Below are 21,402 nucleotides of genomic sequence, written 5' to 3'. Positions count from 1 at the left end.
GCCATGACACACAAATCTTCCCCCGCTTCTTCCATGCGTTCGGCGCGCAAAACCCGCCCGGCGTTGACGCCGCTGAAGCCGCTGACGGCCGCCATCCTGTCGGCGCTGTGCAGCATCTACCCGTTGCGGGTGTATGCGCTGGACCCCGGAGCCCTGCCGACCGGTGGCCAGGTCACGGCCGGCAGCGGCAGCATCAGCCAGAGCGGCAACGTCATGAACGTGGTGCAGGGCAGCGACCGCATGGCCGCCACCTGGAACACCTTCAACATCGGCAGCGCGGCCAAGGTCAATTTCGCGCAGCCCTCGGCCTCGTCGGTGGCGCTCAACCGGGTCACGTCCAGCGACGCCTCGCAGATCATGGGCCAGCTCAATGCCAACGGGCAGGTCTACCTGATCAACCCCTCGGGCATCCTGTTCGGCCAGGGCTCGGCGGTCAACGTCGGCGGCCTGGTGGCCAGCTCGCTGAACCTCTCCGACGCCAACTTCATGGCCGGCAACAACCGGTTTGAAGCCGTTGGCACGGGTGGGGCGGGCGGCGCCGTGATCAACCAGGGCAGCATCGTCGCGGCCGACGGCGGCTACGTGGCCTTGCTGGGCGCGCAGGTACGCAATGAAGGCAGCATCACCGCGCGGCTGGGCAGTGTGATGCTGGGCGCCGGCGAGAAAATCACGCTGGACTTCAACGGCGACGGCCTGATCAACATGCAGGTCAGCGACCCTTCGCTGGGCGCCAGTGTGGTGAACCAGGGCCTGCTCAAGGCCAATGGCGGCGTGGTCGTCATGTCGGCGCGCTCCGGCGACGCGCTGCTGTCCAATGTGGTCAACAACGAGGGCGTGATCGAGGCGACCAGCCTGCAGCGCCGCAACGGCGCCGTGCTGCTCGACGGCGGCGGCGCGGGTGTCGTCGCGGTGAGCGGCCGTGTCGACGTCTCGGGCCGCGGCGCCGGCGAGACCGGCGGCAGCTTCAAGGCCCTGGGCCAGTACGTCGGCGTGTTTGACGGCGCGCGCATCGACGCCTCGGGCGATGCCGGCGGCGGCACCGTGCTGGTGGGCGGCAACTACCAGGGCAGCGGCACCGAGCGCCAGGCCGTCGGGACTTACATGGGCGAAGACGCCCGCATCAGCGCCGACGCGCTCAACAGCGGCGACGGCGGCAAAGTCGTTTTGTGGTCCACCGACAGCACGCGCTTTCACGGCAGCATCACCGTGCTGGGGGGCGGGCAAACCGGCAGCGGCGGCCTGGTCGAGACCTCGGGCCACAACCTGGACGCGACAGGTTCGGTGGATATCAGCGCGGCCTCCGGCAAGGGCGGCACCTGGCTGATCGACCCCTACAACATCAACATCACGAGTACGGCAAGCGTCGGCGCAACCTCGAGCTCGCCCTTCACCTCCAGCGGCGCGGCCAGCTCCAACCTGAGTTCGGCGGTGCTCAACGCCTCGCTGTCCGAAGGCGCCAATGTGATAGTCCAAACCTCCGCCGTCGGCGGCACCTCGGGCGACATCAACGTGCTGGACAACGTCAGGGGGGTGGGCAATGCCTCGCTGACCCTGCAGGCGCACCGCAATATCATCATCGGCAGCGGCCGCACCATTTCCAACGGCACCGGCAAAAGCCTCAACGTCTCGCTGGTCTCCAACTACGGCGATACCGGCAACGGTTCGGTGGCATTGACGGGCAGCACCATCAGCACCAACGGCGGGGCCATCACCATCAGCGGCGGCAGCAATCCGCTGACCGGCTATGCCGCCACCAACCAGAGCAGCGCCTCTGGCGTGGCACTTAATGGCGCTTCGCTGAGCACCAGCGGCGGCAACATCACGATACGCGGCGCCTCCACCTCGACAAGCTCCACCAGCAGCGCGGTGAATATATCCGGCGCCACGCTCAATGCCGGCGGCGGCAACATCTCCATCGTGGCCAACGTCGGCATCGCCGGCGCGACCGGCGACGCCTTTGTGCTCACCGGCGGCAGCAACGTGCAGACCAGCGGCGCCGGCTCCATCACCGTGGACAGCACCAACCTGGGCAGCGGCAACGGCACGCGCATTTTCAGCACCAACAACACCATGGCCGCCAGCGGCTCCGGCAATCTGACGATCAGGGGCAATGCGACCACCGGCTTCGGCGTGCTGATCTGCTCGACCGCCAGCACCTCCTCGCAGCAACTCACCGTGGGCAGCGGCAACCTGACGGTGCAGGCCAATTCCAACGGCTTTGCCGGCGCCGGCCGCGGCGTCTACCTGGCGGCCTCGGGCACCGGCGGCGTGGTGCTCAATGCCACGGCCGGCGGGGCCATCACGCTGGGCGGCAGCAGCACCGGCAGCTACGGCACGGTGCTCAATTCGACGGGCTCGGGATCTTCCATCAGCATCTTCTCGGACGGCAACATCACGGTGGCCGGCAACACCTCGGGCGGCACCACGCCCGCGCTGGGGCTGCTGAGCTCCGGCAGCGGCGCCAGCGCGGCCACCGCCTCCAGAGTCAACATCAGCAGCACGGCCGGCGCGCTCAAGCTGCTGGCCAACAACAGCGTGGTCAACCCGACCACCGGCTCGTTCAAGGCCGTGTCGCTGGACGCCAGCGGCGCCTACGCCAGCATCAACCTGGGCACGCAGTCGGGCGCGCTGACGCTGGACGGCACCAGTTATTCGGGCCGCGGCGTCGACATCGCGCCTTCCGGCGCCAATGCGGCGATCAACATCACTACCGGCAGCGGCGCCATCGCCGTCAACGGCAACAGCACCAGCAGCTTCGGCGGTTACGGCATCTTCCTGAACTCCACCGGCAACTCGAACGGTGTCAACGTCACCACCGTGAGCGGCGACATCACTTTCCGCGGCGACTCCATAGGCACCTCGGATGCCATCTCGCTGGGCGGCAGCGCTTCGAGCACCAACTCGGTCAACAACATCGCCTCGCAGGGCGGCAACATCACGCTGCTGGGCAACTTCCATTCGCCGAACACCGCGGAACTGGACCACGGCATCGCCATCCTGAACGTCACCAACCGCATCCAGACCACGGGCGCGGGCAATGTGACGCTGGTCGGCAACGCCGCCGACCAGGGCAACGGCGTCAGCATCTACGGCGGCGGCAAAGCGCTGGTCAGTGTCGAGAACGGTGCGCTCGCCATCACCGGCAGCAGTGTCTACGGCGACGGCGTGGGCGTGCTGACCGGCAACAACGTCATACGCGCCACCGGCGGCGGCACGGTGAGCGTGGCCGGCAGTTCCAGCTACGGCAGCGGCGTCACCCTCTACCCTTCCACGGCGACCAGTTCCGCCGCCATCTCCACGGTGTCGGGCAAGCTCTCGGTCACGGGAAACAGCGGCGCGGCCTCGGCCGCTCCGGCGGTGTTGTTGCGCAGCGCGGGCTCGGGCGCCGCCAACGGCGTCAGCATCACCTCCGGCAGCGGCGACATCGACATCCAGGCGACGACCGCCGGCTCCGGCGAGGGGCTCTCCATCGTCGGCAGCAGCACCAATGCCTTCAACACCGTCAGCACGGGCGGTGACGGCAGCCTGCGCATTTCGGGTTCGGGCGGCAGCTACGGCGTGCGCATAGACGGCGGCACCAACACGCTGCAGGTGGAGAACGGCCTGCTGCTCATCAGCGCCAGCGCGCCCAACGGGCAGGCCTTCAGCCAGTCCTCGGATGTCACGACGATTGCCGCCACCGGCTCCGGCACCGTGCTGCGCAGCCTGGGCGGCACCATGAACAACAGCCTGACCAGCGCGGCGTCAGCCGGCGCCACCGCCGCGCTGCAGACCGAAATGGCCGGCGGTGACTGGATGGCGCCGCTTGCGGGCGATACCATGGCACCACCCCCCGGCGCCGGCACGGACAGGCTCACCATATCCGTGCTGTCGCCCGGCTCCAATCTCAATGCATCCGCGGCAGGAAAAGACGATGCGACGCCTTGAATCCGCGACCATTCGCTTCGTGCCGCCGCGCCGCACCGGGCGGCTGGTGCTGCTTGCGCTGCTGCTGGCATCGCTGTGCGGCGCGGCTATCGCCGCAGACAAAACCTCCGCAAAGGCCGAGCACGACAATTTCCATTTCCTCGGCGAGATGAACAAGGCCTCGACCGTGATGGTGGTGGAGACCCGGATCGTTCCGCCCGAGCTCGGCAAAAAAATCGCGCGGGCGGTCGACCAGGTGATCAGGGACGGAAACCAGCCCGGCGCCAAACGCCCGGGGGACTACCTGCAGTACGAGCCGCTGATCCTGGCGCTGGCCGGCCCCGACGGCTCGCGCATGCATTCGGGCCGCAGCCGCCAGGACATCCTGTCCACCACACGGCGACTGATGCAGCGCGAGCGAGCGCTGGCCCTGATGGACGCCATGATCCAGTCGAAGGCGCAACTGCTGGCCGTGGCCGAAAAAAACCTGGACACCATCGTGCCGGCCTACACCAACGGCGTGCAGGCCCAGCCCACCACTTACGCGCACTATCTGCTGGCCTTTGCCTCTGTCTTCGGGCGCGACAGCGAGCGCCTCAAGCAGGCCTATGCGCGCCTGAACCTGAGCCCGTTGGGCGCGGGCGCGCTCGGCACCTCCAGCTTTCCGGTCAACCGCGAGCGTCTGGCGGAACTGCTGGGTTTTGACGGCGCGCTGGAAAATTCCTACGACGCGGCCCAGCTCGGCGCGCTGGACCAGGGCGTGGAACTGGTGGGCCTGTGCAGCAACGCGGCGCTGATGATGGGCGTGCTGGTGCAGGACATGCACACCCAGTACCACCAGGCCGCTCCCTGGATCACCCTCCAGGAAGGGCGGCTCACCGGCACCAGCAGCATCATGCCGCAAAAGCGCAACCCCTATGCCCTTAACGCGCTGCGCTTGCAGGCCAGCGAGGCGGTGGGTCGCGCCTTCACCTACCAGCTGGAGGCGCACAACGTCACGTCCGGCATGCCCGACTACAAGCGCGACCAGGTCGAGAAAACCCTGGAACTCACGACCGATGCCTTTGTGAAGCTGGCCGACGTGATGAACAACCTCGTCATCGACCGCAGCCGCGCCCTGCAGGAAGTCGAGGCCGACTATTCCACCACCACCGAGCTGGCCGACATCCTGCAGCGCGAGGCCGACGTGCCTTTCCGTGTCGGCCACCATTTCGCCTCGGAACTGGTCAATCATGGGCGCGCCCACAAGCTCAAGCCCGCCGAGATTCCCTTTGACGTGGTCAAGCAGTTGTATGCCGATGCAGTGAAGGCCTTCGACTTCCCGAAAACCGAATTTCCGCTGACGGAAGAGCGCTACCGGGTTTCGCTGACCGCGCAGAACATGCTGGCCTCCAGCAAGGGCCTGGGCGGCCCGCAGCGCGCGGAGACCGCCAGGATGCTGGCGGCCGAGAAGCGCCGGCTGGAGCAGGATGCCGCCTGGCTCAAGGCACAGGAAGAAAAACTCGCGCTGGCCCAGCAGAAGCTGGACCGCACTTTTTCGGGGTTGTTCCAGTGAGCTTGGCGTCGGCAACGGTGATACTGGCGTTGCTGGAGGGGCGCCATGGTTGAGGATATTTTTTCGCTCGAGAACTTCGAATACCTGTGCTACTCCCGGCAGCAGGAGCCGGCCGCGCGCGAGCTGGTCAAGCTGCTGTTGCTCATAGACAGGAATTACGGCAACCTGGACGGCAACTTCGCGCTCAGCCTGTCGGCCGCCGTGGGCGCGCAGGAGCGCGACGCGCACGGTCTGACCCGCATCACCAGCGCCATCTCGGCCCTGTTTTCCGACCCGGGCTTTCACGTCACGCCAAACGGCTTCGGCCAGCTCATCAACTTCCAGCGCTGGCTCTCGGCGTTGTTCGCCGCCAGCGCCTTCGTCCACTGCGACCACATCCTGAAGTCGCTCAACTTCCTGGGCCCGGGCGCGCCGGAGTTTCATGTGAGCGAGCAGGACCTGGTGAAGTTCTGCATCCTGTATTCGCCCGAATCGGAAATTCCACTGGACGCCGAACTGTTGTGGCGGCAAAACAAAAAACTGGCGGCCGCGCTGTTCACGGCCTTGCTCTCGCCGCGCTTTCTCGGCTCGCCCGCCGCGCACTCCAAACGCGAGGCGCTGCTGGCCTGGCTGCCCGATCATCTCGAGGAAATCGATACCCTGGACCTGCTGCCGCTGGGCATTCTGCATGACGTGTACATGCATTGCAGCTACGCCGACCTGCCCGGCCGCCATGAGATCAAGCGCCCCATCAACCGCCTGATCCGCAAGAAGCTCGACGCGCTGGGCCTGGCTCGCGTGCCCCTCACCCTGGCTCCTGCCAGCACGGACAAGCCCGTCATGCTGGTGCTGCTCGAGTGGTTTTCCGGCGGGCATTCGATTTACCGCACACACTCCAGGAGCATGGAGGCCGCGCGCCGGCATTTCTACGTGGTGGCCGTCGCCTATCCCGGCAATATCGACGAGCTGGGCCGGGCGGTGTTCGACGAGGTCGTGGACTTCGAGGCGCCCAACGACATGATGGCCTGCCTGCGTCAGCTGCACACGCTGGCCTGCGCCCTCAAGCCCGCCGTGTTCTACATGCCCAGCGTCGGCATGTTTCCCATCACCATGTTCGCGGCCAACCAGCGCCTGGCGCCGGTGCAGGTGGCCGCGCTGGGCCATCCCGCCACCACGCACTCCGACCGCATCGACTACGTCAGCGTGGAAGACGACTTTGTCGGCGACCCGGCCTGCTTCAGCGAAACCCTGCTGCGCCTGCCCAAGGACGGGCAGCCTTACCGGCCGTCCGCCATCGAGGTTTCGCTGGAACGGCCACGGCGGCAGGACTCGCCCGTCGTCAATATCGCCGTGGCCTCGACCACCATGAAGCTCAACCCGAAGTTTTTGCTGGCCTGCCAGAAGATACGCGCCGGCTCGCGCAAGCAGGTGCGCTTTCATTTCCTGATCGGGCAGGCGACCGGCCTGATCTATCCGCAGGTGCGAAGGGTGATACGCCGCTACCTGCCGGACGCCGAGGTCTACGCCCACCAGCCTTACCCGGACTATCTCGCCATCTTCAGCCGCTGCGACATGTTCCTGAGCCCTTTCCCTTTCGGCAACACCAACGGCATCACCGACGCGGTGACGGTCGGCCTGCCCGGCGTGTGCAAGACGGGGCCCGAGGTGTTCGAGCACATTGATGAAGCCCTGTTCCGGCGCCTGGGCTTGCCGGACTGGAGCATTGCCGCCGGCGTGGAGGACTACGTCGCGGCCGCCATCCGCATGGCCGACGTTTACGCGGAGCGGGCCGCGCTATATCAGCGGCTGGAACGGCCCGAGTGTTTGGGCGCCTTATTCGAAGGTCGCGCAGAGTGCCTGGGCGATCGCCTGCATCAGATCTGGTTGGCGGCGGCCGGGAGGTCCGCGCCCGACAGGGCCTGATGCATGGCCTGGCGGTCCAGCGCTTTTTCCCAGGCGCAGACGGCGATGCAGGCCACACAATTGCCGATCACGTTGGTGAGGGAGCGGCATTTCATCAGCCGCTCCACGCCCAGCAGCAAGACCATGCCGGTCAAGGGAATCAGGTTCAGGCTGGCCAGCGTCGCGGTCAGGGCCACGAAGGACGAACCGGCGACGCTGGCGGCACTTTTGGACGTCAGCATCATGATGCCCAGCAGCGTCAGCAGCTGCCAGAACCCCAGGTCGACATGCGCCACCTGCGCCAGGAAGACCGCCGCCATCGCGATGTAAAGATTGCTGCCGTTCAGGTTGAAGCTGTAGCCGGCCGGCAGCATCAGGCGCACCACCGGTTTGGCGCAGCCCATTTTTTCCAGCTTCTCGACCAGGCCCGGCAGGGCGGCAATCGATGAGCTGGTGAAAAAGACCAGCATCAGCTCTTCCTTCACGTAGGCGAGCAGGCGGAAGATGTTGCAGCCGGCGGCGCGCGCGACCAGGCCCATCACGACGAAGACGAACAGGATGCTGACGAGGTAGATTGCGGCGAGAAAGTGCAGCAGCGGCAGCGCCGAGGATATGCCGTAGCGTCCTATCATGAAGGCCACCGCGCCGAAGGCGGCCAGCGGCGCGAGCTTCAGGACCATGCCGACAATGCCGTAGAACACTTGCTGCACGCCTTCTATGAGCTCCAGCAAGCCGCGGCCGCGCTCGCCCACGCGCGCCAGCGCGATGCCTGTCAGCAGCGCCAGCAGCAGGACCTGCAGAATGCTGCTGCCGGTGAAGGCGCCGGTGAATGTCGAGGGAATGATGTCGAGCAAAAATTCGCTCGCGCTTTGCGTGGCCGGCGCGGGGGCCGCGTGCTGCGCGGCCTCGGCGGCAAAAACCGGTGCGAAGCCCTTGCCGGGCGCCAGCAGCAGGGCGCCCGCAATGCCCGCCGCCAGCGAGAGCATCGTCATGGTCTCGAAGTAGAAGAAGGCCTTGACGCCCACTTGTGTGGCCTGCAGCTGGTTGCGCATGCCGGCGATGCCGGACACCACCAGGCAAAAAATCAGCACGCCGATCAGCATGCCGACCAGGCGCAGAAAGCCGTCGCTAAGAGGCTTCATCAGCACGCCGGCTGCAGGGAAGAAATGCCCCAGCAGCATGCCCGCGGCAAAAGCCAGGGCCATCTGCGCGATGGGATGGAGAAGTGTTTTTCTGGTTCTGGTCATCGACCGCCCAGTCTACGGGTGATCCAGCCGCGGGGCTTCGCAAGCCGCGCCGTACGGTGGATTTTTTGGGATGGACGGCGAGTGTAAAGACGCGAAGGCGTCACCCGGTTCCGAGGGCATATACATAAAATCCGGATGCAATACTCCTAATATCTTTAAAAGATGGGCTGAGGCGATGGAACTTAGACACTTGCGCTACTTCCTGATGGTTGCCGAGGAGCAGCACTTCACGCGCGCCGCCGAGCGACTCAACATGCAGCAGCCGCCCCTGAGCCACCAGATCCGGCTGCTGGAAGAAGAGCTGGGTTTCGAGTTGTTCCGCCGCCATCCCAAAGGCGCGGCGCTGACGGCCGGCGGCGCCGTGTTTGTGCAGGAGGCCAAGGCCATATTGCGCGGCGTCGAGCAGGCCTCGGCGCGCGCGGCGCGCGCCGCTCAGGGTTTTGAAGGCACGCTGGCCATAGGCTTTACCAGTTCGGCCGCGGCCCATCCCCTGATTCCCGGCATCATCCGCGCCTACCGCGACGCCTATCCCGATGTCCACCTGGACCTGCGGGAAGCCAATGCGGCCGAGCTGACCGAGGGCATAGACAGGGGTACGGTCAATGTCGCGATTTTGCGTTCGCCCGTCAGCCATCCGCGCGGCGTGAGTTTTTTTTCCTTGCTGGAAGAAGAGATGCTGCTGATCCTGCCGGTGGGCCACGCGCTGGTCGCGGGCGCCGCCAGGGACAAGATGCCGGTCATTGACTTGAGGGCCCTGGCCGATGAGCAGTTCATCCTGGTGCGCAGGCACGGTGCGCCGGGCATGTATTCCGACCTGATCGAGGCCTGCGAACAGGCGGGCTTCACGCTCAAGATCGCCACGGAGGTCGAGCGCATGCTGACCAACATCAGTCTGGTCGCGGCCGGCGCGGGCGTCTCCGTCGTTCCCGCCTCGATGAAGAATTTCCACCGCGAGAGCGTGGTGTACTGCCGCATCCGCAATGCCAGGCCCGCCCTGGTGGCCCCCATCACGCTGGTGAGCCGCGAAGACAGTGACTCGCCAGCCGAGAAGAATTTCCTGGACCTGGCCAAGAGCTTCGCGCGGCAGCACAAAGCCGCAGAGCCGGCGCGCGCATAGGCGTCGAATGCCTCGGCCTCTTGCACGGTAAACGGTGCCGACATGAAAGGACTGCTGGCTGGCTATCTGCGAAGATAGCGTGCTTTATTCCTAGCAAATCCGGGAGCTCAGCATGCAAGACGGTATCCACCCCCAGAGGCCTCAGGCCTTTTTGTGCGCATGACCGGCGGGCAGCTGGGTTTTGGTTTTGACGAGGACGCACTGGTGCCGGCCGCGCAGGCGGCTCCCGCCAAGGCGCGCAAGCCCCGGGCCGCCAAAGCCGTGGCGACTCCTCCCGCCGTCCTCGCCGTGCCTGCCGTCGTGGGCGCCGGTCCCGAGGCCATGGCCCTGGCGCTTGAGCGTCACCCTGACTACCGCGTGCTCAGGCGGTTGGTGCCGGCCATGGAATTTCCGCACACGCCGCAGGGGCCCGTAGCCCAGGTGGTGATCCTGGATACCGAAACCACGGGGCTGGACGCCTCGCGCGACCAGATCATGGAGCTGGCGCTGCTGCGCATCCAGGTCGACACGCGGACCGGCCTCGCGACGGGCCCGGTCCAGGTCTACGACGGGCTGCGCGACCCGGGCATGCCGGTGCCGAAGGTCGCGCGCGAGATCACCGGCATCACCGACGAGATGCTGGCCGGCCAAACGCTGGACATGGCGCGCGTGGGCAGCCTGCTGGAGGGCGTGGACCTTGTCATCGCGCACAACGCCGGTTTTGACCGTCCCTTTGTGGAGGGCCTGATCCCCGGGGCCCAGGCCTTGAACTGGGCCTGCTCTTTTGCCGACATCGACTGGACGGCGGCAGGCCACAGCTCGGCCAAGCTCAGTTACCTGGCGTCCGAACTCGGCTGGTTTTACGATGCGCACCGCGCCGAGATGGACTGCCATGCGCTGCTGGCGGTGCTGCTGGCCGGGCTGCCGGGCCAGGGGGTGAACGGCTTGGCGCACTTGTTGTCCACCGCCCGCCTGCCCAGCTACCGCCTGCAGGCCACAGGTGCGCCGTTTGCGGCCAAAGAGTTGCTCAAGAACCGCGGCTACCGCTGGGACAGCACCGCCAAGGTCTGGCACACGCGGCTGGGCGGCGACGCTGCGTTGCAGGCCGAATGTGAATGGCTGCAGCGGGATGTTTATGGCGGGCGGGCAGCGCGGCTGGCGTGGGAGCGCTACGACGCGACGAGCCGCTACTCGGGCCGCGCGGGCACGCCGGGCTGGGCGCAACTGAACAGCTAGTCCGTTCCGGTTCACCGGGAACATTCATGCACCGGCGATGTCAGACAGATTCAGGGATGAATCCAGGAGTTACCCCTTATGACTATGGTTAAAACCGTTTCCGCAGCGGCCCTTGCCGCTTTTTTGGCCGCGGGCTGTGCCGTCGGCGTGCAGCCCGGGATGTCGCGCGAGCAGGTCCTCGCGAGCTATGGAACGCCCACGCGCACGGTGGCGCTGGCCTCGGGCACGCGCCTGCAGTATTCCCGCCAGCCCTCGGGCCAGACGGCTGTGATGGTTGACCTCGATGCGACGGGCAAGGTGGTGAGCGCCAGGCAGGTCCTGAACCCGCAGGACTTCTCCAGGATAGAAGTCGGCAAATGGACGCGTGCGGACGTGGAGCGCGAGTTCGGGCCTCCCGCGAAGGTAGACGGTGTGGCCTCCTGGTCGGGCGACATCATGACCTACCGCTGGCGGGACGGCGTCCAGGACATGTTTTTCTTTGTCTACCTCGATGCCGGCTACGTGGTGCAGCGTGTGGGCCAGGGCATGGAGTTCCCGGTCAGGGTGAACGACCGCTTGTAAAGCGGTTCCTGGTTCCGCCCTCAGTCGCGCGAGGCGACGCGGCCTATCTCGGGCCAGCGGTGGTGCAGATACATCCAGGCCGTGAGTCCTATGCACATCATGCCCAGTGACACCGCGGCCAGCGCGGGCGTGGAATGCATGACCAGCGGAGCGACGATGCCGGCCACAATGCCGTTGGCGGTGGAGCCGATAAAGGCCTGCAGCGACGACGCCATGCCGCGCCGCTCGGGGTACAGATCCAGCACCAGCAGCGTGACCACCGGCACCATCAGCGCCCAGCCGAAGGCGAACACCGCGATCGGGAACAGCGCCCAGGAGGCATGCGGCGTGAAGAGCAGGTTTGCCGTGAGATTCAGCAGCGAGGTCATCAGCATGATGACGAAGCCGTGGCGTATCTGCTGCTTGGGCGCGATCTTGCCCGCCAGCCGGCCGCTCAGCCAGGCGCCGGACATGATGCCGGAAATCGTGAGCAGAAAAAACCAGAAGAACTCGGTGGGCTGCAGCGCCAGGTGGTCCCCCAGAAACGCGGGCGCCGACAGCACGTATAAAAACATGCCATTGAAGGGCACGCCGCTGGCCAGAGCCAGCAGCAAAAAGCGCGGGCTGGAGCCCAACTGCCAGTAGCCGCGCATCAAATGCCGCACCTCAAACGGCTGGCGGTCCAGCGGCGGCAGCGTCTCGGGCAGGAAGCGGAAGTTGGTTGCCCACAGCACTACGCCCACGCCGGTGAGGAACCAGAAGATGCTGTGCCAGCCCAGGTGCACAAACAGCCAGCCGCCGACGATGGGCGCCAGCGCGGGCGCCACGCCGAAATAAATCGTGACCTGGCTCATGACCTGCTGGGCCTGGGCCGGCGGGTACATGTCGCGGATCACGGCTCGCGAGACCACGATGCCGGCGCCCGTCGACAGGCCCTGCACGGCGCGGAAGAAGACCAGCTGGCCTATGCTTTGCGACAGCGCGCAGCCGGCCGACGCCAGGGTGAACAGCGCGATGCCCCAGAGCACCACCGGCCGGCGGCCGAAGCTGTCGGCCAGCGCGCCGTGGAACAGGTTCATGAAGGCAAAGCCGAACAGGTAGGCCGACAGCGTCTGCTGCATCTGCACCGGCGAGGCGCCCAGCGACTGCGCGATGCCGGAGAACGCCGGGATGTAGGTGTCTATGGAAAACGGCCCCAGCATGCCGAGAATGGCCAGCAGGGCGGCAAGTGTCCAGCGCGGGGCGCGCCAGAGCTGGTCGGCATTGGGATTCATGCGTTTTTGAGTTTGAGGGCGGTTTCGTAGAGTTCGTTGCGTCCCAGGCCGGTGATGTCCGCGGCCAGCTTCACGGCAGTCTTGAGCGGCAGTTCGGCCAGCAGCAGCCGCAGCACCCGCGTGCCGTCCTCGGCGCTTTCGGGCGCGATGGACGGGTGCAGCACCAGGGCGAATTCGCCGCGTGTGCGCTGCGGCCCCGCGGCCAGCCAGGCCGCGAAGTCCTGCGCCGGCAGCGTCGCGATTTCCTCGAACTGCTTGGTCAATTCGCGGCCCACGGTGACCAGGCGTTGCCCCAGAACGGCCATGGCGCGCGCCAGCGCCTCGATGCGATGCGGTGCTTCAAGAATGACGATGGCGCGCGCATCGGCCTGCAGCGCCGCGATGGCCTGGTCGCGTTCGCCGGCCTTGTTCGGCAGGAAGCCGGCAAAGACAAAACCGGTCTCGCCGCCAGGGCTGGCCAACCCGGCCACGCTGAGCACCGTGGTGACGCTGCTGGCTCCGGGCAGGGGCATGACGGCCAGGCCGGCCGCGCGCACCGCCGCGACCAGGCGCGCGCCCGGGTCGCTCACGGCGGGCGTTCCGGCATCGCTGACGTAGGCCACGCGCTCGCCGCGCTGCAGGCGCTCGATCACCAGGTTCGCGGCTTGCGCCTCGTTGTGCTCATGCACCGCAAGCAGCGGTTTATCGATGCCGTACTGGCGCAGCAGGGGCTGGGAGTGGCGTTTGTCCTCGCAGGCGATCGCATCCACCAGCTGCAGCACCTGCAGCGCGCGCAGGCTGATGTCGGCCAGGTTGCCTATGGGCGTGGCCACGACATACAGCGCGCTTTCCGGATAATGCTGCATGCCCGCCGCGGCGCGCGCCGCATCCAGGGCCAGGTCGAAAGAAGCGTTCAATGTGGTTTTCCAGAAAACAGGTTTCCAAGGTGCCGCCGGTGGCCGCGGCCGCCGAGGCGCGGCCCGAGCCCGGTCAGGTTACCACCAAGTCGCGCGGCGATGCTGCGGAATCCGCCGCGCGCGCTTACCTGCAACGGGCCGGCTTGCGCTTTGTGGAGGCCAATTATCGAACGCCCGGCCGCGGCGGCGGCGAGATCGACCTGGTGATGCGCGCGCCCGACGGCACGCTGGTGTTCGTGGAGGTGCGGCAGCGGGCGGATGACTCACACGGCGGCGCGGCGGCCAGCATCAGCAGCGCCAAACGGCAGCGCATCGTGCTGGCGGCGCGCCACTACCTGATGCGTTTCGCGAGCCCGCCGCCCTGCCGTTTTGACGTGGTGCTGGTGCAGGGCGCGCTCGGTCAAAAGGCGGGCACCGCCATCGAATGGCTGCCGGCCGCGTTCGACGCTTCGTGAACCGTGCCCGCCGGCATTGCGGGGGCTCGCTTCGTCAGGTTTGAAATTCGCTCGGGTGCACGGTCTCGACCATCTTGTTGTCGCGCAGAAAGGTGACGATCCAGTGGCCGAACTTCTGCGTGAAATGCACGGGCACGGCCTGGTTGAGCGCGAGTGCGATGGATTGCCGCACGGGCAGGTCGATGTCGCGCTGGTCCGAGGGCGGAACGTCTACGCGTATCAGCATGAAGGTGTCGCGGTCCTGCAGCTCCACGCTCGGAAACGACCATCTCGCGGCCGTTGCCTGCATAAAGGCGGTGGTCACTCTGCTCACGACCTCGGGATCAAAGACGGGACTGCTCATGTGCGTGGGGACTGGTTTGTTAGGTAACCGTGTGTATCGATGATGGCCCAATTTCTCCGCAAGCGGCGGTCGCGCGCCGCATTTTTGGAATGAACCGGGACATAGTTCCTGGAACTAGTTCCGCTTTTGTGCCCCGCGATACGGGGCAGGCCTACCCGGGGGGCGGCTGCTTTTTCGCAAAGCCTTCGATTCTATAAAGATCGCCGGGGCGGGCCGGCCGACCTGCGCCGGCCGGCAATCAGAGGGCCACCATGACCCGCTATCATTGGCGCATGCTTGAACAACGCATTGAACAGCAGTTTATCGACAGCGCCGACCTCAAGTACCAGGCCGCCCAGGTTCTCTCCAAACCGATCGCGGCGGCGGTGCAGGCCATATTGGCCAGTGTCACCAGCGGCGGCAAGGTGCTGGCCTGCGGCAACGGCGGATCGGCCGCCGATGCCCAGCATTTCGCCGCCGAGTTCGTCGGCCGCTATGAACGCGAGAGGCCCGAGCTGGGCGCGATCGCCCTGACGACGGATAGCTCCATCCTCACCGCGATTGCCAACGACTACGATTTTTCGGTGATCTTCTCCAAGCAGGTTCGCGCGCTGGGCGTCGCCGGCGATGTGCTGCTGGCCATGAGCACCAGCGGCAACTCGGCCAATGTGCTGGCCGCCATCGAAGCCGCCCATGAGCGCGAGATGACCGTGGTGGCCCTGACGGGCCGCGGCGGCGGCAAGATCACCCACGCCTTGCGTGAAACCGATGTGCATATCTGCGTGCCGCATGAGCGGACCGCGCGTATCCAGGAAGTGCACCTTCTTGTCCTCCATTGCATCTGCGATGGCGTGGATACCCAGTTACTTGGCGACCAGGAGACCTCTGTATGAAATGTGTTTCGTTTAAACGGCTGACTTTGACCGTGGTCACGGCCACCCTGTTGGGCGCAAGCCTGACGGCCTGCTTCCCGCTGGTGGTGGGCGGCGTCGCGGGCGGCGCGATGGTGGCGACCGACCGCCGCACCTCCGGCGCGCAACTCGAGGACGAGGGCATAGAGCTGCGCGCCACCAGCCGCATCCGCAGCAATGTCGGCGAGCGCGTGCATGTCAACCTGACCAGCTACAACCGTCAGGTGCTGCTCACCGGCGAAGTGCCGAATGCCCAGGACAAACAACTGGTCGAGCAGATCGTTGCGCGTGTGGAAAACGTGAACTCGGTGGTCAACGAGCTGTCCATCATGGGCGCCTCGACCCTGACGCAGCGCTCTTCCGACGCCCTGGTCACCGGCCGCGTCAAGGCCATGCTGCTCGATGCGCGCGACCTGTCGTCCAACGCCTTCAAGGTGATCACGGAGCGCGGCACGACCTACCTGATGGGCCGTGTCACGCAGCGTGAAGCCGATCGCGCCACCGAGGTGGTGCGCTCCACGCCGGGCGTGCAGAAGGTCATCCGCATTTTCGAGATCATCAGCGAGGAAGAGCTGGCGCGCATGCTGCCGGCCAAGCCCGCCACGCCACCGGCCCAAAGCACCAAGCCCGCGGGAGGCTGAGGCCCAAAAGCAAAGCGGCCGCACCGGCTTGCCCGGTACGGCCGCTTTTTTTTTGCCTGTGACGCGCGCTTAGCGCAGGCGCTTGATGAGGCTCGAGGTATCCCAGCGCTGGCCGCCCATGGCCTGCACATCCGCGTAGAACTGGTCCACCAGGGCGGTGACCGGTAGCCGGGCCCCATTGCGCTTGGCCTCGTCCAGCACCAGGCCCAGGTCCTTGCGCATCCAGTCGACGGCGAAGCCGAAATCGAATTTGTCGGCGACCATGGTCTTGCCGCGGTTGTCGAGCTGCCAGCTTTGCGCCGCGCCCTTGCCGATCACTTCCAGCACCTGGTTCACGTCCAGCCCGGCTTTCTGGCCGAAGGCCACCGCTTCGCTCAGGCCCTGCACCAGGCCGGCGATGCAGATCTGGTTGACCATCTTGGTGAGCTGGCCCGCGCCGCTGGCGCCCATCAGCGTGAAGGCCTTGGAAAACGCCATGCCGGCGGGTTTGACGGCGTCGAATGCCGCCTTGTCGCCGCCGCACATCACGGTGAGCGCGCCGTTCTGCGCGCCGGCCTGGCCGCCCGACACCGGGGCGTCGATGAACTGCAGGCCCAGTTTGGCCGCCGCCGCGTAGAGCTCGCGCGCCACATCGGCCGAGGCCGTGGTGTGATCGACAAAAATGGCGCCCGGCTTCATGCCGGCGAAGGCGCCGTCCGCGCCCAGGGTAACGGCGCGCAGGTCGTCGTCATTGCCGACGCAGCAAAACACGATATCGGCGCCGGCTACCGCCAGGCGGGGCAGGGCGGCGTGCGCCGGCTTGTTCGTCGACGCGAACTCGGCGACCCATGCGGCAGCCTTGGCCGGGCTGCGGTTGTAGACCGTGACACTGTGGCCGGCCAGCGCCAAGTGCCCGGCCATGGGGTAACCCATGACACCCAGGCCCAGGAAGGCGACCTGGCGGGCGGAAGAGGGTTCGTAGGTTTTGGGGTTGGTAGATGGCACAGTGAAATCTCTCCAAGTCCGTCGGTTAAAGGTTGAGCAGCAATGATTATGGCTTGGTCGCGTGGTTTGTCGCAGAGGGCCTGCTTTCGGCGCGAAGAGGGCCCACTTTTCATTTTGTGCTCCCCCGCGGCGGACCCACAACCTGTAGCCCCGCATCCCCTCACGGGCTGTACTGCATCAAGCCGTTTCCAAAAGACCAGTTTTCCCGGGGCGTTTCAACCAGGTTGATGATGACGTCCGCCGCGCTGAAGCTGCATTGCGAAGAAGCTTGCCGCGCGGTTTCCGAAAATAGCGCCTTCTTCATCTCCAGTGAACGGCCGGGTGCGCAGAATATCTGAATGAAGGCCACATGGGCGGAGTGCCTGACACCGAGGAACTCCTCGGAGCAGATGAGTTCGTGCGGCGTGCGCCGCGTAAGTATCTGGAAGCGATCCGGCATTGGGACATTGAAGGTGTCTACCAGGGCCTGATGCACAAGCTGGGAGATTGCTGAACACTCTTCGTCCGATGTGGTATCCGGAAGGTCGATTCGTACGAGCGGCATGTGTTTCCTTTCGATTGATTGGCACGCGTGTTGTGGCGCTCTTAAGTGGATGCGGGCGCGAGTGGGGCTGACTCCTCAGCTTGCCTGGCCTGCGGCCGCCCCGATGGCGCGTCCCAGGTCGGCGTTGGTATAGGCCTTGCCGGCAATTCCCCAGGCACCGTCAACGGCGTAGGTCACGTTGACGAAGGTGCGGTCTCTCGGGTGTCCACCCGCCTTGAGTTCATCAATAATGTCCGTGGCCACTTTGACGAAGCGGCTTTTCACAGACTCGTCAGGAAAAGTGACGGAGGGAACCTTGACCTCAATGACCGCGAGCGACTGGGGTTTGCCGCCGGCATAGCTGTGTTCTTCAGGGTAAATATCGACATGCCCGATGACTGTGGGAGCCAGGAATGCGTTTCCGCCGAGGCCATGTACCTGCAACAAGGCGTCCGCGATCCTGGAGAAAACCTCACGTTCGCCGGCCACTGTTAAAAGCCCCCGGGATAGCTGGATGGAGATGGGCATAAAAGTCCTTTGATGGTTGACGGTGCAATATGTCCGTGCGGTGTGAACTGTGCCCAGAATGCCTCCTGTTGGAAACATCTCAGAATGCATAATGCTTGTGTCAAATCTGCACAAGCATGAAAAATCTCAGCCTGAATGATTTCGCGCTGTTTTCACAACTTGCATCCGCACAGTCGCTCTCGACGGTAGCGAGGGAGCGCAATGTTGCGGCCAGCCATATGTCGCGTTCGCTGGCGCGCATGGAGGCCCAATGCGGCCTGCGGCTGATGCATCGGACCACCCACAGCCTTTCCCTTACCGACGAAGGTGAGGTCTTTCTTGAATATGCGCAGCGCATTCTTGCCGAGCACAGGCAGTTGCAAAACAGTTTCGCCAGCCGAAGCCGGTCGGTGGCGGGTACGGTGCGCTTGAGCATCAGCCAACTTCTTGCTGAATATGTATTGATCCCGGGGTTGGGCAAGTTGCGAGCCTTGCATCCGGAATTGAAACTGGACCTGCACCTTGACGATCGCCTTGTCAGCATGGCCGATGAGGCGGTGGATATCGTTGTGCGGGCGGGTGTCGCACCTCCACAGACAGCCGTTGCCAGAAACCTGGGGAGCCATGGGCGGGCGTTGTATGCTTCACCCGGGTACCTCAGGAAGCATGGAGTTCCCCGTACACCGGCGGATCTTCAATCGCACAGTCTGATATCAAATACCGCTTCGATTACCCATAACCAATGGGGTTTTGCAGACGGTACGGCTGTCAGCACACTTGCAGTTCAGGGGCAGTTGCGCGTCAATAGTAGCGCGGCAGTGGTGTCGCTTGCATTGGCTGGAGCGGGTATTGCCCGCATCAATGATGTTATCGGCCGCACGCTGGTGGCGCAGGGCCGGCTGAGGCCAGTGCTGGCCCGGTACGCGGTAAGCGGTGCTTATTCAATTGATGCGGTGATCCTGGCCGAGCGCCACCGGGCCCCCAAAATTCGCGCCACCATCGATTACCTTCAGGCCTGCTTCGTGGATTTCACTTCTTCTGGCGTGGCTCCCGGCCACACTAAAACCGGTAGTTCAGCGGTTTAAACGATGGCGAAGTTTTCGGTGCCGGCCGACAGGTCGGTCGACTTGGCGCGCTGCGAATTGAGCTTGATCTGCAGGCGCAGGTCGTTCACCGAGTCGGCATTGCGCAGGGCATCTTCATAGGTGATGAAGTGGCTTTCGAAGGCGTCGTACAGGGCCTGGTCGAAGGTCTGCATGCCCAGGTTGCGGCTCTTCTTCATGATCTCCTTGATCTCGGAGACTTCGCCTTTGAAGATCAGGTCGGAGATCAGCGGCGAGTTGAGCATGACTTCCACCGCGGCAAAACGGCCCTTGCCGTCCTGCTTGGGCACCAGGCGTTGCGAGATCATGGCCTTGAGGTTGAGCGACAGATCCATCAGCAACTGGGTGCGGCGCTCTTCGGGGAAAAAGTTGATCACGCGGTCCAGCGCCTGGTTGGCGCTGTTGGCGTGCAGCGTGGCCAGGCACAGGTGGCCGGTTTCGGCGAAGGCGATGGCGTGCTCCATGGTCTCGCGGTCGCGGATCTCGCCCATCAGGATCACGTCGGGCGCCTGGCGCAGCGTGTTTTTCAGGGCCGCTTCCCAACTGTCGGTATCCAGGCCCACTTCGCGCTGCGTGATCACGCAGTTCTTGTGCGCGTGGACGAACTCCACCGGGTCTTCAATCGTGATGATGTGGCCGTAGGACTGCTCGTTGCGCCAGTCCACCATGGCGGCCAGCGTGGTCGACTTGCCCGAACCGGTGGCACCGACCAGGATGGTCAGGCCGCGCTTGCTCATCACCACTTCCTTGAGCACCTGGGGCACGCCCAGCCCGTCGATGGTGGGCAGCGTGGCCGGAATCGTCCGCATGACCATGCCGACCTTGCCCTGCTGGATGAAGGCGTTCACGCGAAAACGACCCACGCCGGGTGGCGAGATCGCGAAGTTGCATTCCTTGGTGCGCTCAAACTCCGCCGCCTGCTTGTCGTTCATGATGGAGCGCGCCAGCGCCAGCGTGTGGTTGGCGTTGAGCGGCTGCGGCGACACCTTGGTCACCTTGCCGTCCACCTTCATGGCCGGCGGAAAGTCGCCTGTGATGAACAGGTCGCTGCCGTTGCGGCTGACCATGAGCTTGAGCAAGTCGTTGATGAATTTACTGGCCTGGTCGCGTTCCATGAGCGGCTCCTTTAATCATTAATGCCCCACGCTTGTCACTTCGTGTACTGCGCTGCCCCCGAGGGGCCGCTGCGCCTGCGGCCCGGCAAAGCCGGTTCCGCGGCCCCTGCTGGCAGGGAGCAAGTCCGTGTTGTGCGTGTTGCCCATCTCTAGCCCGGAAAGTTCTCGGGGATTTTGGCTTTGCCTCGTGCTTCCGCGGCGGAAATCACATTGCGCTTGACCAGGTCGGTCAGGTTCTGGTCCAGGGTCTGCATGCCCACGCTGTTGCCGGTCTGGATGGCCGAATACATCTGCGCGACCTTGGCTTCGCGGATCAGGTTGCGGATTGCGGAGGTGCCCAGCATGATCTCGTGCGCCGCGACCCGGCCCGCGCCGTCCTTGGTCTTGCACAGCGTCTGCGAGATCACAGCCTGCAGCGACTCCGACAGCATGGAGCGGATCATTTCCTTTTCCTCGGCCGGGAACACGTCGATGATCCGGTCGATCGTCTTGGCGGCGCTGGAGGTGTGCAGCGTGCCGAAGACCAGGTGGCCGGTTTCAGCGGCCGACATGGCCAGGCGTATGGTTTCCAGGTCGCGCATTTCGCCCACGAGAATGGCGTCCGGGTCTTCGCGCAGTGCGGATTTCAGCGCGGCGTTGAAGCTCAGCGTGTGCGGGCCGACCTCACGCTGGTTGATCAGGCATTTTTTGGATTCGTGCACGAACTCGATGGGGTCTTCCACCGTGAGGATGTGGCCGTACTCGGTTTCGTTCAGGAAGTTGACCATGGCCGCCAGCGTGGTGGACTTCCCCGAGCCCGTGGGGCCCGTCACCAGCACCATACCGCGCGGTTTAAGCGCCAGGTCGCCGAAAATTTTCGGGGCGTTGAGCTGCTCCAGCGTCAGAATCTTGGACGGAATGGTCCGCAGCACGGCGCCGGCGCCGCGGTTCTGGTTGAAGGCATTGACACGAAAGCGGGCCAGCCCGTCGATCTCGAACGAGAAGTCGACCTCCAGGAATTCTTCGTAGGTTTTGCGCTGGGTGTCGTTCATGATGTCGTACACCATGGAATGCACCTGCTTGTGGTCCAGCGGGTCGATGTTGATGCGCCGCACGTCGCCGTGAACCCGAATCATGGGCGGCAAGCCAGCCGACAAATGCAAGTCGGACGCCTTGTTCTTGACGCTAAAGGCCAGCAACTGCGTGATATCCATCCCGGGACCCTTCTAAA

General features: G+C 65.1%; 19 protein-coding genes. 10 read left to right on the top strand and 9 right to left on the bottom strand.

What is annotated here, in order from left to right; all coding sequences use genetic code 11:
- The first annotated feature begins 3 nt into the window (after positions 1-3).
- From ACEN8I_RS11650 to ACEN8I_RS11640, 3 genes are read left to right on the top strand one after another with little or no spacing between them, the layout of a single operon-like run.
- Entirely contained in the window at positions 4-3,927 is a 3,924-nt protein-coding gene (locus tag ACEN8I_RS11650; RefSeq protein WP_413328606.1) for a beta strand repeat-containing protein, read from the top strand.
- Positions 3,914-5,461: an argininosuccinate lyase gene (locus ACEN8I_RS11645; RefSeq protein WP_413328605.1), complete on the top strand. Its 1,548-nt coding sequence runs from the start codon at positions 3,914-3,916 to the stop codon at positions 5,459-5,461. The genes ACEN8I_RS11650 and ACEN8I_RS11645 overlap by 14 nt, the downstream gene beginning before the upstream one ends.
- Positions 5,462-5,506: 45 nt before the next feature.
- On the top strand, positions 5,507-7,363 hold the full coding sequence (locus ACEN8I_RS11640) for a peptide transporter (RefSeq protein WP_413328604.1): 1,857 nt from the start codon (positions 5,507-5,509) through the stop codon (positions 7,361-7,363).
- Here the strand turns inward: ACEN8I_RS11640 and ACEN8I_RS11635 are convergent.
- Complete coding sequence (locus ACEN8I_RS11635) at positions 7,315-8,589, bottom strand: cation:dicarboxylate symporter family transporter (RefSeq protein WP_413328603.1); 1,275 nt, start codon at positions 8,587-8,589, stop codon at positions 7,315-7,317. The genes ACEN8I_RS11640 and ACEN8I_RS11635 overlap by 49 nt on opposite strands.
- A gap of 175 nt (positions 8,590-8,764) precedes the next feature.
- Here ACEN8I_RS11635 and ACEN8I_RS11630 point away from each other — a divergent pair, with 175 nt between their 5' ends.
- The 3 genes from ACEN8I_RS11630 (at position 8,765) to ACEN8I_RS11620 (ending at position 11,482) form a co-directional block, all read left to right on the top strand.
- The gene (locus ACEN8I_RS11630) at positions 8,765-9,706 is read left to right on the top strand and encodes a LysR family transcriptional regulator (RefSeq protein ID WP_413328602.1); all 942 of its coding nucleotides are present in this window, start codon (positions 8,765-8,767) and stop codon (positions 9,704-9,706) included.
- Between the two features lie 159 nt (positions 9,707-9,865).
- On the top strand, positions 9,866-10,921 hold the full coding sequence (locus ACEN8I_RS11625) for a 3'-5' exonuclease (RefSeq protein ID WP_413328601.1): 1,056 nt from the start codon (positions 9,866-9,868) through the stop codon (positions 10,919-10,921).
- 78 nt (positions 10,922-10,999) lie between these two features.
- Complete coding sequence (locus tag ACEN8I_RS11620) at positions 11,000-11,482, top strand: hypothetical protein (protein ID WP_413328600.1); 483 nt, start codon at positions 11,000-11,002, stop codon at positions 11,480-11,482.
- 20 nt (positions 11,483-11,502) lie between these two features.
- On the opposite strand, the gene ACEN8I_RS11615 is transcribed toward ACEN8I_RS11620, so the two are convergent.
- Together ACEN8I_RS11615 and rsmI are read right to left on the bottom strand one after the other, a co-directional pair.
- Positions 11,503-12,735 (bottom strand): multidrug effflux MFS transporter, encoded by a 1,233-nt coding sequence (locus tag ACEN8I_RS11615; protein ID WP_413328599.1) that lies wholly within the window; start codon positions 12,733-12,735, stop codon positions 11,503-11,505.
- Entirely contained in the window at positions 12,732-13,580 is an 849-nt protein-coding gene (gene rsmI, locus ACEN8I_RS11610) for a 16S rRNA (cytidine(1402)-2'-O)-methyltransferase (protein WP_413328707.1), read from the bottom strand. Before rsmI ends, ACEN8I_RS11615 begins: the two co-directional genes overlap by 4 nt.
- Before the next feature lie 50 nt (positions 13,581-13,630).
- Here rsmI and ACEN8I_RS11605 point away from each other — a divergent pair, with 50 nt between their 5' ends.
- Complete coding sequence (locus tag ACEN8I_RS11605) at positions 13,631-14,086, top strand: YraN family protein (protein WP_413328597.1); 456 nt, start codon at positions 13,631-13,633, stop codon at positions 14,084-14,086.
- A 34-nt stretch (positions 14,087-14,120) separates the two neighbouring features.
- Here ACEN8I_RS11605 and ACEN8I_RS11600 read toward each other — a convergent pair whose 3' ends face one another.
- Positions 14,121-14,429: a hypothetical protein gene (locus ACEN8I_RS11600; RefSeq protein WP_413328596.1), complete on the bottom strand. Its 309-nt coding sequence runs from the start codon at positions 14,427-14,429 to the stop codon at positions 14,121-14,123.
- 272 nt (positions 14,430-14,701) lie between these two features.
- Here ACEN8I_RS11600 and ACEN8I_RS11595 point away from each other — a divergent pair, with 272 nt between their 5' ends.
- Positions 14,702-15,301, top strand: coding sequence for a phosphoheptose isomerase (locus ACEN8I_RS11595; RefSeq protein WP_413328706.1), 600 nt, complete (start codon positions 14,702-14,704; stop codon positions 15,299-15,301).
- The gene (locus ACEN8I_RS11590) at positions 15,298-15,960 is read left to right on the top strand and encodes a BON domain-containing protein (protein WP_413328594.1); all 663 of its coding nucleotides are present in this window, start codon (positions 15,298-15,300) and stop codon (positions 15,958-15,960) included. The genes ACEN8I_RS11595 and ACEN8I_RS11590 overlap by 4 nt, the downstream gene beginning before the upstream one ends.
- Positions 15,961-16,029: 69 nt before the next feature.
- On the opposite strand, the gene ACEN8I_RS11585 is transcribed toward ACEN8I_RS11590, so the two are convergent.
- The 3 genes from ACEN8I_RS11585 to ACEN8I_RS11575 all read right to left on the bottom strand — a co-directional run bounded on the left by ACEN8I_RS11585 (position 16,030) and on the right by ACEN8I_RS11575 (position 17,995).
- Positions 16,030-16,944 (bottom strand): NAD(P)-dependent oxidoreductase, encoded by a 915-nt coding sequence (locus ACEN8I_RS11585; RefSeq protein WP_413328593.1) that lies wholly within the window; start codon positions 16,942-16,944, stop codon positions 16,030-16,032.
- Positions 16,945-17,104: 160 nt separating this feature from the next.
- Positions 17,105-17,488, bottom strand: coding sequence for a tautomerase family protein (locus tag ACEN8I_RS11580; protein ID WP_413328592.1), 384 nt, complete (start codon positions 17,486-17,488; stop codon positions 17,105-17,107).
- A gap of 75 nt (positions 17,489-17,563) precedes the next feature.
- Complete coding sequence (locus tag ACEN8I_RS11575; protein ID WP_413328591.1) at positions 17,564-17,995, bottom strand: 4-oxalocrotonate tautomerase; 432 nt, start codon at positions 17,993-17,995, stop codon at positions 17,564-17,566.
- A gap of 116 nt (positions 17,996-18,111) precedes the next feature.
- Between ACEN8I_RS11575 and ACEN8I_RS11570 the strand changes: the two genes are divergently transcribed.
- Positions 18,112-19,059, top strand: coding sequence for a LysR substrate-binding domain-containing protein (locus ACEN8I_RS11570; protein ID WP_413328590.1), 948 nt, complete (start codon positions 18,112-18,114; stop codon positions 19,057-19,059).
- Here the strand turns inward: ACEN8I_RS11570 and ACEN8I_RS11565 are convergent.
- Both ACEN8I_RS11565 and ACEN8I_RS11560 read right to left on the bottom strand, forming a co-directional pair.
- Positions 19,056-20,192 carry a PilT/PilU family type 4a pilus ATPase gene (locus ACEN8I_RS11565; protein WP_413328589.1) on the bottom strand — a complete coding sequence of 379 codons (1,137 nt, stop codon included), beginning with the start codon at positions 20,190-20,192 and terminating at the stop codon, positions 19,056-19,058. The two genes, ACEN8I_RS11570 and ACEN8I_RS11565, sit on opposite strands and share 4 nt — an antisense overlap.
- 149 nt (positions 20,193-20,341) lie before the next feature.
- Positions 20,342-21,385, bottom strand: a complete 1,044-nt coding sequence (locus ACEN8I_RS11560; protein ID WP_074578797.1) for a type IV pilus twitching motility protein PilT — start codon at positions 21,383-21,385, stop codon at positions 20,342-20,344.
- Between the last annotated feature and the right edge of the window lie 17 nt (positions 21,386-21,402).

It is taken from the genome of Polaromonas sp. CT11-55 (genome assembly GCF_047303325.1).
In the GTDB taxonomy this organism is placed as follows: domain Bacteria; phylum Pseudomonadota; class Gammaproteobacteria; order Burkholderiales; family Burkholderiaceae_C; genus Polaromonas.
Note: the sequence above shows the minus strand (reverse complement) of the source record. Positions and strands in the feature narration are given on the sequence as shown.